At 72.7% G+C, this 12,248-nt stretch carries 12 protein-coding genes; 6 read left to right on the top strand and 6 right to left on the bottom strand.

Features of this window, described 5'->3' with window-relative positions; translation table 11 throughout:
• Positions 1–93: 93 nt before the first annotated feature.
• Entirely contained in the window at positions 94–861 is a 768-nt protein-coding gene (locus ACPXB1_RS17425; RefSeq protein WP_425735525.1) for an esterase/lipase family protein, read from the bottom strand.
• Positions 862–1,065: 204 nt separating this feature from the next.
• On the opposite strand from ACPXB1_RS17425, the gene ACPXB1_RS17420 reads away from it, so the two are divergent.
• Positions 1,066–2,421: a pentapeptide repeat-containing protein gene (locus ACPXB1_RS17420; RefSeq protein ID WP_425735524.1), complete on the top strand. Its 1,356-nt coding sequence runs from the start codon at positions 1,066–1,068 to the stop codon at positions 2,419–2,421.
• A gap of 4 nt (positions 2,422–2,425) precedes the next feature.
• Here ACPXB1_RS17420 and ACPXB1_RS17415 read toward each other — a convergent pair whose 3' ends face one another.
• A complete protein-coding gene (locus ACPXB1_RS17415; RefSeq protein ID WP_209273180.1) occupies positions 2,426–3,007 on the bottom strand; it encodes a TetR/AcrR family transcriptional regulator in 582 nt (193 codons plus the stop codon).
• A gap of 221 nt (positions 3,008–3,228) precedes the next feature.
• On the opposite strand from ACPXB1_RS17415, the gene ACPXB1_RS17410 reads away from it, so the two are divergent.
• The 4 genes from ACPXB1_RS17410 (at position 3,229) to ACPXB1_RS17395 (ending at position 6,827) form a co-directional block, all read left to right on the top strand.
• A complete protein-coding gene (locus ACPXB1_RS17410) occupies positions 3,229–4,695 on the top strand; it encodes an MFS transporter (RefSeq protein WP_425735523.1) in 1,467 nt (488 codons plus the stop codon).
• Between the two features lie 104 nt (positions 4,696–4,799).
• Entirely contained in the window at positions 4,800–5,777 is a 978-nt protein-coding gene (locus tag ACPXB1_RS17405; protein WP_355592912.1) for an SEC-C domain-containing protein, read from the top strand.
• 106 nt (positions 5,778–5,883) lie between these two features.
• Entirely contained in the window at positions 5,884–6,351 is a 468-nt protein-coding gene (locus ACPXB1_RS17400; protein ID WP_355592914.1) for a nitroreductase family deazaflavin-dependent oxidoreductase, read from the top strand.
• Positions 6,352–6,419: 68 nt separating this feature from the next.
• The gene (locus tag ACPXB1_RS17395) at positions 6,420–6,827 is read left to right on the top strand and encodes a hypothetical protein (protein WP_355592916.1); all 408 of its coding nucleotides are present in this window, start codon (positions 6,420–6,422) and stop codon (positions 6,825–6,827) included.
• Positions 6,828–6,841: 14 nt separating this feature from the next.
• Here the strand turns inward: ACPXB1_RS17395 and ACPXB1_RS17390 are convergent, their stop codons facing one another.
• Both ACPXB1_RS17390 and ACPXB1_RS17385 read right to left on the bottom strand, forming a co-directional pair.
• Positions 6,842–7,246, bottom strand: coding sequence for a hypothetical protein (locus ACPXB1_RS17390; RefSeq protein ID WP_355592918.1), 405 nt, complete (start codon positions 7,244–7,246; stop codon positions 6,842–6,844).
• Positions 7,243–7,554, bottom strand: a complete 312-nt coding sequence (locus tag ACPXB1_RS17385; protein ID WP_355592919.1) for a hypothetical protein — start codon at positions 7,552–7,554, stop codon at positions 7,243–7,245. Before ACPXB1_RS17385 ends, ACPXB1_RS17390 begins: the two co-directional genes overlap by 4 nt.
• A gap of 114 nt (positions 7,555–7,668) precedes the next feature.
• Between ACPXB1_RS17385 and ACPXB1_RS17380 the strand changes: the two genes are divergently transcribed.
• A complete protein-coding gene (locus ACPXB1_RS17380) occupies positions 7,669–8,751 on the top strand; it encodes a phosphotransferase family protein (RefSeq protein ID WP_355592921.1) in 1,083 nt (360 codons plus the stop codon).
• Here ACPXB1_RS17380 and ACPXB1_RS17375 read toward each other — a convergent pair.
• Complete coding sequence (locus ACPXB1_RS17375; RefSeq protein ID WP_425735522.1) at positions 8,721–9,599, bottom strand: hypothetical protein; 879 nt, start codon at positions 9,597–9,599, stop codon at positions 8,721–8,723. The two genes, ACPXB1_RS17380 and ACPXB1_RS17375, sit on opposite strands and share 31 nt — an antisense overlap.
• 2 nt (positions 9,600–9,601) lie before the next feature.
• The gene (locus ACPXB1_RS17370) at positions 9,602–12,181 is read right to left on the bottom strand and encodes an FtsK/SpoIIIE domain-containing protein (protein WP_425735521.1); all 2,580 of its coding nucleotides are present in this window, start codon (positions 12,179–12,181) and stop codon (positions 9,602–9,604) included.
• Positions 12,182–12,248: the final 67 nt, after the last annotated feature.

The raw sequence follows: 12,248 nt of genomic DNA, 5'->3' as shown, positions 1-12,248 counted from the left end.
AACACCCGTTCTTGTTTTTGTGGGCTTTTCCCTGGTCTCGCGGCCCCCCGCCTGGGGGGGGGGGTGGCCCGGGGGGCCCCCCCCCCACGCCGGTCAGACCGCCAGGCAGTTGGGTCGCACCGGGCCGTCGGCCAGGGCGCCGCGCACGATTGTGTACGCGGTACCGTCGAGCACCAGGCCGAGGTGCCCCACGACCCGCAGCGGGCAGTACGTCTGGATCAGCACGTTCGTCGCCCCGTCGTTGACGGCGGCGTTGCCGGTGGGACGGACCAGCTCGTCCTGGAGGGTGCGGACGGTGGTGTAGCGCACCGCGCCCGGCGTGTCGTCGCCGGCGTTCAGATCGGCGAGGAACGCCGAGCCGATGCTCATCTGCTGGCAGGCGACGACTCCGGCGCAGCTGCCGAGGCCGAGGAACGCCACGATGTTCGCCACGTACGTGCCGTAGTGCGGTGTGCCGAGGCTGACGTACCTGCCGATGGTGGCAGTGCCGCCGAGTCGTTTGAGGTAGTAGCGGCTGACCAGGCCACCTTCGGAGTGGGCGACGACGTCCACGGTGGAGGCTCCGGTGCTGGCACGTACCTGCTCGACGTAGCCTGCGAACGCGCGGGCGGAGGCCGGGATGTCACCGAGGCCGAGGCCGGGCAGTTGGTAGATGAAGGTCCGGTAGCCGTCGGCGCGCAGCCGGTTGGCGATCGGCTCGTACGCGACGGCGATGCCACTGAGCCCGCCCACCACGATGACGGTTCTGGCCGCCGCCGCTACGGCCGGCGCGGGAGCGGGGGCGGCTGCCGCCGGGGTGGTGGTGGCGAGGACGGCGGCGGTGGCGAGGGTAAGGGCGAGGGCGGTCTTTCGGAGCAGCATGGTGGCACCTCTGGGGGGAGGCACCCGGCGAGCCGGGCAGGTGGGTGGGGTGTCCGGTCGACCGTGCGACGATGATGCCCGCAACAATTTGGAAACGTCAATGGCTTGTTACGCGCGGGTAACCCGTTGTGCCGCCGGGGGTGCAAACGGGCATAACCACCAAGCTCCATATCGGACGGAGTTGGTGGCTGGCATGCTGTGGCCGTGGCTGCGGACGAACCTCCCGAACGCCAACTGCGGGTGATGCCGTGGTGGCTGGTCCTGGTCGGCCTGCTGGCCGCCGTCGCCTTGGGCTGGCTGGTGCTCGATCTGCTGCTCACCGAAGCCGACCGGGCCGGCCAGCCGGACACCCGCGCCACGCTGCGCATCGACGCGATCCGTACCGGGCTGACAGTGGTCGCCGGCACCGGCGGTGGCCTGGCCCTGCTGCTGGCAGCACGCCGCCAGTGGATCGCCGAGCGCGCGCAACGGCATCAGGAGAGCGTGGCCGCCCGCGACCAGGCCCACCGCGACCGGGTACAGGCGCACGCCGAGTCCGTTGCCGAGGCCGCGCAGCTCCACCAGGACCGGCAGTCCCGGTCAGCCGAGCACGACGCCGTCGAACGCCGGCTCACCGAGCTGTACACCCGCGCTGTCGAACTGCTCGGCAACGACAGCGCTGCCGTACGCCTCGGCGGGCTGCACGCCCTGGAACGCCTCGGGCAGGACAATCCGGCGCAGCGGGCGACGATCGTAGCGGTGCTGTGCGCGTACCTGCGGATGCCGCCGCCGGACGACGAGCCGCGCGAGACGGAGGTCCGACGCACCGCGCAGCGCGTTCTGACCCGGCACCTGCGCGCCGACGCCGCGGACCACTGGCCGGACGTCGTGCTGGACCTGACCGGTGCCGCGCTCGTCGACTTCGACGCGGCCGGCTGCACTTTCGTCGACGCGGACTTCACGCGTGCGGTGTTCACCGGCGTGACGAGCTTCGCGGGCGCGACGGCGCGGGGGCCGCTGCTGTTCGGGGCGGCGACTTTCGGCAACGTGGTCTTCGACGGCCTCGACGCCGACGGGGAGGTCGTGCTGGACGGTGCCCGGTTCGCCGGTTCGGCGGACTTCGAGGGCGCCGCGTTCGACGGGCTGTCCTGCCGGCGGGCCAGCTTCGCCGGCCCGGCCTCGTTCCGGTGGGCGAGCTTCGGCCAGCCGACAAGCTTCGACGCGACACGCTTCGAGGACGCCGTCTCGTTCCGGGAGGCCACGTTTGTCGGGGCGCTGTCGATGGAGCACACCGAGTTCGGGGCGTCGGCCAGCTTCCACGCCACCCGTTTCACGAGCATGGCGCTGTTCCGCTGGACGGTGTTCGGCGCGGAGGCGCTGTTCGACGGTGCCCGCTTCACCGACGCGGCGAACTTCGGCCGCGCCAGGTTCCACAGCATGGCAAGCTTCCGCGACGCCCAGTTCAGCCGGCCACCGCAGGTCGAGCAGGCTCGGGCGGTGGTCGACAGCGGTCACCGCTGGCCGGCGGGAACTGTCGTCGACCAGCTCGACGACGAGTGGCTGCTACTCGTCGACCGTTGAGCGGTCAGCGGGTCAGGGCCGGGGGCCGCAGCCCGTCGAGGGCCACGCCGAGCACCCGGTCGCGCTGCCCGGGTGAGGGGAACTGGGCCATGGTGAGGCCACTGATCAGCCGCAGCACGTCGTCGAATCCGATGTCGTCGCGCACCACGCCGGCAGCCTGCGCGCGGCACATCAACGGCTCGCCGGCCGCGTAGATCTCCGTACGGCAGGTCCGGAAGATCTCCGAGTCGTGCAGCAACTGCTCGGCGAGCGCCCGCTTGGTGGCGGCGTACGCGACGAAGCGGTGCAGCCACGCGACGAAAGCGTCCCACGGGGGCAGTTCGGCGAAGTCCTCGGCGGAGCGGCTGAGCGCCCGGACCTCCTCGACGTAGACGGCCTCGAAGAGGTGCTGCCGGGTCGGGAAGTTGCGGTAGAGCGTGCCGATGCCCACCCCGGCACGCCGGGCCACGTCCTCCAGGGAGGCGGTCGCGCCGTTCTCGGCGAACGCGTCGCGCGCGGCGGCGATCAGGGCGTCGTAGTTTCGCCGCGCGTCGGCCCGTTTGGGTCGCCGTGCGAAGACCTCGGGCATCGGTCCGCCGCTGGACATGACGTGGGTCACCTCACCGTTGCAAACGGAGGCAGCCCTCCGCTAAGTTATTGGAGGCACCCCTCCGTAAATCCCGGAGGCTTGCCTCCGCTTAGCTTACCCCGGGCCCACCCGATCCGTCTGGCCACCCGACCGCCCGGGGGCCCGCCGCCTCCGCCTCCGCGACCAGACCGCAGGCCCAGAAATCTCGTTCCGTACGCAACCAGGGGAGTTCCCTTCTCGTGGCAGTGACCTCCCGACGCAGCTCGCGTCGGCTCACCTTCACCGTGCTCGCCGCTGGCGCCGGGTTCTTCGCGATGCTCCAGTCGCTGATCACGCCGGTGCTGCCGACCATCCAGCAGGACCTGCACACCTCCCAGAACACAGTGACCTGGGTCCTCACCGCGTATCTGCTCTCCGCCTCGATCTTCACGCCCATCCTCGGACGGATCGGCGACATGGTCGGCAAGGAGCGGATGCTCGTCGTCTCGCTCGCCGCGCTCGCCCTCGGCTGTCTGGTGGCCGCCGTCGCGCCGAACATCGGCGTGCTGATCGTCGCCCGGGTCGTGCAGGGCATCGGCGGAGGTGTCTTCCCACTGTCGTTCGGCATCATCCGCGACGAGTTCCCCGCCGCCCGGGTCTCCAGCGCGGTCGCCGCCATCTCGGCGGTCGTCGCCGTCGGCGGTGGGCTCGGCGTCGTGCTCGCCGGCCCGATCGTGGACTCGCTGAACTACCGCTGGCTGTTCTGGATCCCGATGGTCGTTGTCGGGTTGACAGCCGTGGTCGCCTACCTGTTCGTGCCGCCGTCGCCGGTACGCCGCCCCGGCCGCGTCGACTGGCGCGCCACCCTCCTGCTCTCCGGCTGGCTTGTCGCGCTACTCCTGCCCATCAGCCAGGGCGGGGCATGGGGCTGGACCTCCGCCTGGGTGCTCGGCCTGCTGGCGCTCGCCGTGGTGCTGCTTGTCGGCTGGCTGGTCGCCGAGGTGCGCTCGCCCAACCCACTGATCGACATGCGGATGATGCGCCTGCCCGGCGTCTGGACCACGAACCTGGTCGCCCTGCTCTACGGCGCGTCGATGTTCTCCGTGTACGCGTTCCTGCCGCAGTTCGTGCAGACCCCGACAGTGGCCGGCTACGGCTTCGGCGCCACCATCGGCCAGTCAGGGCTGCTCCTGCTGCCGATGCTCGTCGCGATGTTCGTCGCCGGGCTCGCCGCCAGCCGCCTTCAGGCGGTGTTCAGCGCGAAGGCGCAGCTCGCCACCGGCGCCATGTTCAACGTGGTCGCCGCCGCGATGCTGGCCGTCGCGCACGACGCCCGCTGGCAGATCGGCATCGCCGGTGGCCTCATGGGCCTCGGTATCGGCCTGGCCTTCGCCTCGATGGCGAACCTGATCGTCGCCAGCGTGCCCGCCAACCAGACCGGCGCGGCGACCGGCATGAACGCCAACATCCGCACCATCGGCGGCGCGATCGGCGCGGCCGTGGTCAGCGGAGTGATCACCGCGAACCCGCAGGCCAACGGACTTCCCCGGGAGGCCGGCTTCACCACCGGGTTTCTCGTCCTCACGGGGATCGCACTCGCCGCCGCGCTCGCGGCCCTCGCCGTCCCGTCCGCCCGGCGGGCGTCGGCCGATCGCCGGCCGACCACCACGACGGTCGTCGAGTCGGAAGTAGCCGGCGAGTTGACTCCCGTACACGCGACCCGCTGAGCGCACCGGAGCCCACGGCGGCCCGCCGTCGCGGGCTCCGGCGTTGCCCGGGGGTACGCTTGCCGCTTTCCCGCCCACCGCTCGTCGCCGTCAGGAATGCGCCCATGTCCGAACTGCTGACCGCCGACCGGATCGAAGAGATCGGCGCCCGGGGCCTCGACAGCCCGGATCCGGCCGCGCTGGCCGCCGAGCTGGTAAGCGCCGTCGACGAGGGACGGGTCGCCGACCCCGACGACACCGGGTACGCGCTGCTTGTCGCGGTTGACATCCTGAAGCAGGCCGGCGACCTCGCCGACGCGCTCGCACTGGCCACCCGCGCCATCGCCGAACAGCCCGACGAGAACGCGTACGCCCGCGCGGTGCGCGGCGGCCTGCTGCTGCGCCTCTACCGCGAGGACGAGGGCCTTGCCGAGCTGACCGAGCTGCGTCCCCTGCTGGAGACCAACCCCGACGCCACGTACCTCATCGACGAGCTGTCCGAATCCGGCCACGCCGAGACGGCGCTGGAATGGATCACCGGGGCGCTCGACGCGATCCTGGAACGGACCCGCACCCAGCAGCACACCTCCGAGGACGCGCAGGACGAGGCCGCCGCCATGATCTACGGCCTGGCTCAGCAGCGACACGACCTGCGCGAGGAGATGGGTCTCCCCCACGACGAGTACGACAACCTCGCCGACCGGCTACGCGCCGCGAGCAACCACGCCCTCGAAGCGCTCGACGACGGCCCGGCGACGCTGCTGTTCTGGCCGGAGGCCGAGTTCACCGCGTTGCTGAAGCGCTGGCCCGCGCTTGTCGACAGCTACCCGAAGACGTGGGACGAGCATCGCGCCCAGATCGAACGCGCGCTCACCGAGGCGTCCGGGCTGGGCGGCGCGGACCTGGGCGTGGTCGCCGGCACCGTCGAGGGCCTGGCTGCCTTCGCCGGCGACGACCCCGTCGACGAGGAAACCCTCGACGGGTACGCCGACAGCCTCGACGAGGTGGGCCTGACGTCCTGGCCGCCCGGCCGCAACGACGCCTGCTGGTGCGGATCGGGCGCGAAGTACAAGAAGTGCTGCCTGCCGCGCTCGCGCACCTGATCTGCACGGGCCTACGCCCCGCACGACGTGGCCACACCACGCGACCCTCCACATATGATCGACAGGGCTGATCGACAGGCCCCGGTTCGATGACGGAGGCGATGGCGTGACCACGCAGGACCAGCACGAGACGATCGAGGACAGCCCGGTCGGCTGGGTCGCCAGCCACATCCGACGCTACGTCGAGACCGACGGCGCCGACGGGGGCACCTTCCACGGCGTACCTTCGCTGCTGCTCACCACCCGCGGGCGTCGGTCGGGCAAGCTGCGCCGCACCGCGTTGATGTACGGCCGCGACGGCGACGACCACGTGCTTGTCGCATCCAACGGCGGCGCTGCCAGGCACCCCGCCTGGTACCTGAACCTGAGCGCCGACCCGGCGGTGGAGGTCCAGGTCGGCGCGGAACGGTTCGCCGCTCGGGCCCGTACGGCGACCGCCGAGGAGCGGGCCCGGCTGTGGCCGGTGATGACCGAGGTCTTCCCGACGTACGCCCGCTACGAGAAGGAGACCGACCGCGAGATCCCGGTCGTCATCATCGAGCGCACGTCCACGGAACAACCCACGATCGATTGATGGATGTGAGCGCCGTCGACGGATACGGTGACCGCAGGTAAGCAGCCACTCCTGACAGGAGAACCGCCGTGCGCCGCATCACCACCACCATCGCACTGCTCGGGTTGTCACTGTTCGCCCTGCTGACGCCGTCGCCGGCGAGCGCGGCGAGCACCCTCGAAGTCACGTCCGCGACCCTCGTCGCGAAAGGCGTCGCCCTGGACGTCACCCTCACCGTCACCTGCCCGGCCGGCATGTCCGGCGGCACCGAGCTGATCATCAGGCAGCGCTCGGGCAACACCGTGGCGTACGCCTCCGGTTGGGCACCCCTCTCCTGCTCCGGTGAGCCGCGAACCGCGTCCGGCCGGGCGTGGGTGGCAGAGGGTGGACGCGTCCTGCACAACGGCGAGGCGCTGATCGGCGGAAACGCCGAGGTCTGCGGCGACAACGGCTGTGACTACGCGAACTTCGAACAGACGATCCGCATCACCCGCTGAGCCGGCCGGACGCTCTAGCCGGGAAAGCGGATGACCGGCAGGTCACCGCCGTCGCCGTACGCCTTACCCTCGCTGGTCAGCACCGAGGCGTCATGCTCCAGGACAGCCATCACGGCGGCGGCAAGGTCGACCCGACCGGTGACCACGCGCCAGTACGCCAACTCCTGCCAGTCCTCACCCCAGGTCGGCAGCACCGCGCAGGCGGGACGTTCGAGCAGCCGGTGCAACACCGCACGATCGCCCGGATCGTCCACCAGCGCCAACGCCTCGGCCGCCACCACCGCCGGCACACCGAACCGGACCCCGTCGTGGGCAACCTCGTGGAGGGGCTCGGCGACGTCCATGGACCCGGCCACGTAGGCCAGCAGCGCGGACCGATCCAGTATCAGCCGGATCGCCGGCGCGTCGGCACTCGTCATGCCGCCGGGGCTTGGCTGCCGGAGCCGTCGAGCAGGTCTGCCGCGGCGCGGCGGGAACGGTCACGCAGCGCGGCGCGTCGACCAGGCGACCACTCCTGTTCGACGTGAGCCCGTTGGGCCCTGGCGCGGGCCTGTCCCTCCGCCGTCACGGTCATGCCCCGACGGGCCAACTCGGCGTCGAGATCCTCGGCGCGCATCCGTGCCCGGATGGTGTCGACGACGTACGCGCTGGCGTTGGGCTCACGCTCCAAGCGCTCAGCCACATCCTGCGGAAGCGAGAACGACTTCTTGCTCACCGATCCGGTCATACCAGGAAGCCTATCGAATCGCACCGCCTGTCGACAGCGACACGAGCGGGGCGATGATTTTCCGACGGTTCTGGCACTCTGACGGGCGTCACGACGGGGAGGCGGGGACGACAGGTGGAAGGGCTCAGCCGCACCCAGCGGTCACTGGACCGCGATCAGGTGCAGTGTTTCGTCGAGGCGTCCTTCGGCGCGGACCGCCGGGTGGTGGACTGCGGGCGGCTCGAAGGGGGCGGCTTCGCGACGGTGTGGCAGGTGGCGCTCGACGACGGGCGCGCTGTGGTGTTGAAGGTGGCGCCGCCGCCCGACGCACCGCTGCTGCGCTACGAGCAGGGCCTGTGCGGGGCCGAAGCCCGGTATTTCCACCTGGTGGCCACGTACGCGCCGCAGGTGCCGGTGCCACCGCTGCTGTACCACGGCAACGATCCGGACCTCGGCGAGTGGCTGGTCAGCGGCCTGTTGCCGGGACGGTCGCTCTGGGAGTGGTCGGCGTCGGAGCGGCACCTCGACGATTCCCCGGCCCGGTACGACTTCGGTGCCGCGATCGCCGCCCTGCACCGGGTCAGCGGCGACCGCTACGGGTACGACGGCGGCCGGGCCAGCGGCGCAACGTGGCGCGAGGCCTTCGCCGCCATGCTCGACGGCCTGCTCGCCGACGCGGTGGACTGGGACGTGCCGCTGCCCACCTCGCCGGCACGGATCCGCGAGCTGCCCGAGCGGTACGCGTCAGCTCTGGACGAGGTACGCCGGCCGGCGCTGCTGCACTTCGACGGTTGGGACGGCAACCTGCTCGCCGAACCCGAACCCAAACCCGCCGAAGCCGACGCCGACACCGCTGGCGCCCTGCGCCTGCGCGGAATAGTCGACGGCGAGCGGTTCCTCTTCGGCGATCCGCTGATGGACCTGGTGTCCCCAGTGCTGTACCGGCGGATCGAGGACGACCCCGACCACCCGTTCCTGCGGGGCTACCGCGCCGCCGCGCCCGACCCGGTGGTCTTCGACGAGGCCGCCCTGCGACGACTCAGCCTCTACCGCCTGCACCTGTACCTGTTGATGACAGTCGAGATGCCCAGCCGGGGAATCACCAGGGAGAACCACCCGGACCGGTTCGAGCGCCTGGCTGACCTGCTGGATCAGGAGCTGACCGAGCTGGGGCGGGCCGGGAGCGCTCAGCGCAGCGCGCGGAACAGCAGCAGGTAGGCGCAGTAGCCCAGCGGCACCAGCAGGAAGCAGATCAGAAACCCCAGCGGCAGGTAGCGCGGTGGGGTTCCGGCCACCGTCTGGGCCCTCCCCCACCGGCCCAGCACCAGGTATCCGCCGAAGAACGCCAGCGCCGGCAGCCCGGCACAGATCCACGCGCCGAGGGTGAAGCCGTCGACAAGGCCGACCCCGGAGGCGAGCACAAGCGTCAGCATGAGCACCCCGGCGGCCGCCCCGCAGCCGGCGTAGACGGCGACCGCCCGCGCCAGCGGCGACCACGTCGGCAGCAGCGCCGGCCGCTGGGCCAGCAACTCGGCCTGCTGCCCGTGCCGGTCCGCCTCGTCGGCCATCCGCCGCGCCAGCTCCAGCTCCATCGCCGGGTCGACCGCCGCCGCGCGCTGCGCCGGCACCCCGCCGCCCGCCGGGCTCGCCGCCGTCGGCAGGGCCAGCCGCGCCTCGGGCATCTGGGGGTACGCCTCGACACCTGACCGCCCCGGCGGGCCGGCTGCGCCGGCGGACCCGCCGTTCCCCGATCCGGGTGCGGTGGGCGGGCCGGGCCAGGTGGCGGAGGACCCGGTTGCCGGTGGCGGGCCAAACGGAGTGCCCGCACCCGACGTGGGCGCGTCGTTGCCCGGCCCGGGTGGCGGGCCGGCCGGCGGCTGGTCGATGCCGATCGCGCGGCCGAGCTGGTCGAGGCGGTGCCCCTGGGCGGTCAGCCGCTGGTGCAGGTAGTCGGCGGTGGCGTGCAGGTCGCGACGGCGTTCGGACTCGGCAGCGGCGTCCCGCTCGCCGGTGCGGCGCTGCTCGGCGAGCTGTCGGGCCAACGCCGCGTACTCCTCGAAGGACACCGTCACCGCTCCCCGTCCGGCTCGTGCCCGTCCCGGGCGAACGGCACGATCAATCTGGTCCGCTGGTCGTGCCTGTCGACAAGCAGCGCCCGGTCGGCGCGCGGCGTGTAGGCCAGGTCGTGCACCCCCAGGTGCAGGGCCAGCTCCGGACCGGGCACGTTGAGCGCGACGAGGCAGGCGACGTCGTCGCGGTTCTGCGTGCCGCCGAGGTCGTCGGCGAGCCGGCGCAGCCCACGCCACCAGCCGAGCAGGTGCACACCCTGGGCGGGGCCGTGGCGCAGCAGGGTACGCAGGTCGTCCAGGCCGGAGCGGAAGGTCACCGGGTCGGCCGCCGTGAGGGCCGGCGCGGCGGCGTCCATGCCGAACACCACAAGGTATTCGCGCCCGGACGACTCGGCGGCCAAGGCGGCGATCCGGTCACGCAACCCGGCGGTGTCCAGGCGGTGCACCGGGTGACCGGCGGCCCGCAGGGCGGCTTCGGCCTCGTCGGCGACCGGGTCGGCGGCGCTGACCAGCGAGGCGAGCTGGAACCGGGCGTCGCCGGGGGTGTGCTGGCGGGCCAGGCTGAGTGTGGCGGCGCGCAGCACGTCCGCGCCGCCCGGTGTGGTGCCGACGACGGCGAGGTGCCGGCCCGGGGTGCTGTCCATGAGGAAGAGCGCTGTGGTGCCGTGTACGTCGACAGTCCGGCCGACAAGGGCCATCGGGCGGCGGCCACCGGGGCGCAACCCGGTGAACGTGGGATCGTCCTCGACGCGCGCCGCCTCGTACCCCTTGAAGACCGCCGGTGCGCGCGAGCCCTGCGGGCGTGCCTGCCACAGCTCGTGGCGCAGCGCGGTGAGGTCGGCGGCGGCGGCGTGCGCGTCGGGGAAACGCAGCACCGTGTCGGCGCCTACCGCGCCGGCTGCGGTGTTGACAACGGCGGAGCCGATCGGCAGGGCCGCCGCCGCGTCGTTGAGCGGGTCGAGCACCCCACCCCCGCCGGGCAGCGCCACCCGCAACGCGAACTGCCCGAAGATCGCCTCGGCCCGCCCGTAGAGCGCCTCGATGCCGGTCATGCTCTGGCTGGCCAACACCAGGTGCACGCCGTAGGAACGCCCCTTGCGGGCCAACTCCTCCAGCAGGTCGACGGATTCGCGGGCAAGCGCGTCGTTGCCGGCGAGCAGTACATGGAACTCGTCGATGACGGCCACGATGCGCGGCAGCGCGTTGGCCGGGGGCAGGTCGGCGAGTTTGGTGACGCCGTGCCGTTTGAATGTGGTGGCCCGACGCTGTGCCTCCCGGCGCAGTTCACGAAGGACGGCGAGGCCGTACTCCCGGTCGGATTCGATGCCGACGGCGCGGGCGTGCGGCAGCCAGGACGGGTCACGCCCGGTGGGCACGAACTCGGTGAAGCTGACGCCCTCCTTGAAGTCCAGCAGGTAGAGCTGAAGCTCGGCCGGTGAGTAGCGGGCGGCCAGCCCGTAGAGGACGTCGAGGAGGAAGACCGTCTTGCCGGCACCGGTGCGCCCGCCCACCAGCCAGTGCGGGGTGGCGTCGTCGAAGGCGACAGTCAGCGGAGTGTCGAAGGCACCAGTCAGCGGGGTGCTGACGGCTGCGGTCAGCGGGCCGGAGCCGGCACGGCCGATGACGGTCCGCAGGCCGTTGCCTGCGGATTCGGCCCAGCGCCGCTCGGGCAGCAACTCGGCGAAGGGCAGCGCTTCGGTGCGGCGGGCGGCGGCGCCGAGGTGCTCGGCGAGCGCGCGTACCGAGGCGGGAGGCGGATCGCCGTCGAGCCGCACGGGTGCGGCGAGGCCCTGCCCGTCGGCGCTGAACGGGGTGCCGGGCGGATCGCCGACGTGCGCGTACCCCTCGGTGAGCCGGATGGCGGTGGTGCCGCCCAGCGGCGGCGAGGTCTCGCCGGGCAGCCGGGAGGGGTGGCCGGCGAGCAGCACGCAGACGGCGGCGGCCGGGCCGGCGTGGGTGAGCGCGGCGAGTCGCGCCAGCTCGCGCGGCGGTGGGGCGGCGGTGGCCACCACGAGCAGCAACCGCCGGGTGTGCGGTTCGGCGTGCTGCGCGGCGCGGGCGTGCCGTTCGGCGGCGTCCAGCAGGGCGCTCACCTCGGCGTCGGCGGTGGCCGGCGGGTCGAGGACGCCGGCGTCGAGCAGCGGGCGCAGCGGGCCGAAGGTCGCGCCCAGCGCGGTGGTGTCGATGCCGGCGACCCGGACGTGGCCGGGCGGCGCGGTGGCGACAACCCGCAGCACCAGCGCCCGCAGCAGCGCGGCGACCCGGCCGTCGCGGGCGTCGGTGTCCAGGGCGAGGTGGTGACCGCCGCCGAGTGGCACGAGCACCGGGAAACCGCCGTCCGGTGTGGACGCCTCGCCGACGCGCACGGGGGCCGGCACGTCGGTCAGCCCGGTGGCCCCCGGGGTGGGAGTGGCAAGCGCGCCGCCGAGACGCGCGAGGCGCGCCACCAGGTCGGACTCGCCGGACTGTGTGGTCGGGGGCGGCGCCACGCCGAGCGCGCCCCGGGCGGTGTCGAGGTGGACGCGGGCCGCCCGGTGGGCGGTGACCGCCTGCCCGTACGCCGACGCGAGCCTGCCCACGCTCTGCCTCCCACGCCACGGCCGTCCGGTTCGCCGAAACCCTAACGGACGGCGGTGACACCGGCAC

Source organism: Micromonospora sp. DT68 (assembly GCF_049847245.1).
Taxonomy (GTDB): Bacteria; Actinomycetota; Actinomycetes; order Mycobacteriales; family Micromonosporaceae; genus Micromonospora; species Micromonospora profundi.
The sequence above is the reverse complement of the archived record's forward strand: the minus strand, read 5'-3'. Positions and strand labels throughout refer to the sequence as shown.

Coding starts and splice junctions, on each gene's coding strand:
- ACPXB1_RS17425 (WP_425735525.1), bottom strand. CDS start 861: ATGCTGCTCCGAAAGACCGCCCTCGCCCTTACCCTCGCCACCGCCGCC.
- ACPXB1_RS17415 (WP_209273180.1), bottom strand. CDS start 3,007: ATGTCCAGCGGCGGACCGATGCCCGAGGTCTTCGCACGGCGACCCAAA.
- ACPXB1_RS17405 (WP_355592912.1), top strand. CDS start 4,800: ATGTCCGAACTGCTGACCGCCGACCGGATCGAAGAGATCGGCGCCCGG.
- ACPXB1_RS17390 (WP_355592918.1), bottom strand. CDS start 7,246: ATGACGAGTGCCGACGCGCCGGCGATCCGGCTGATACTGGATCGGTCC.
- ACPXB1_RS17385 (WP_355592919.1), bottom strand. CDS start 7,554: ATGACCGGATCGGTGAGCAAGAAGTCGTTCTCGCTTCCGCAGGATGTG.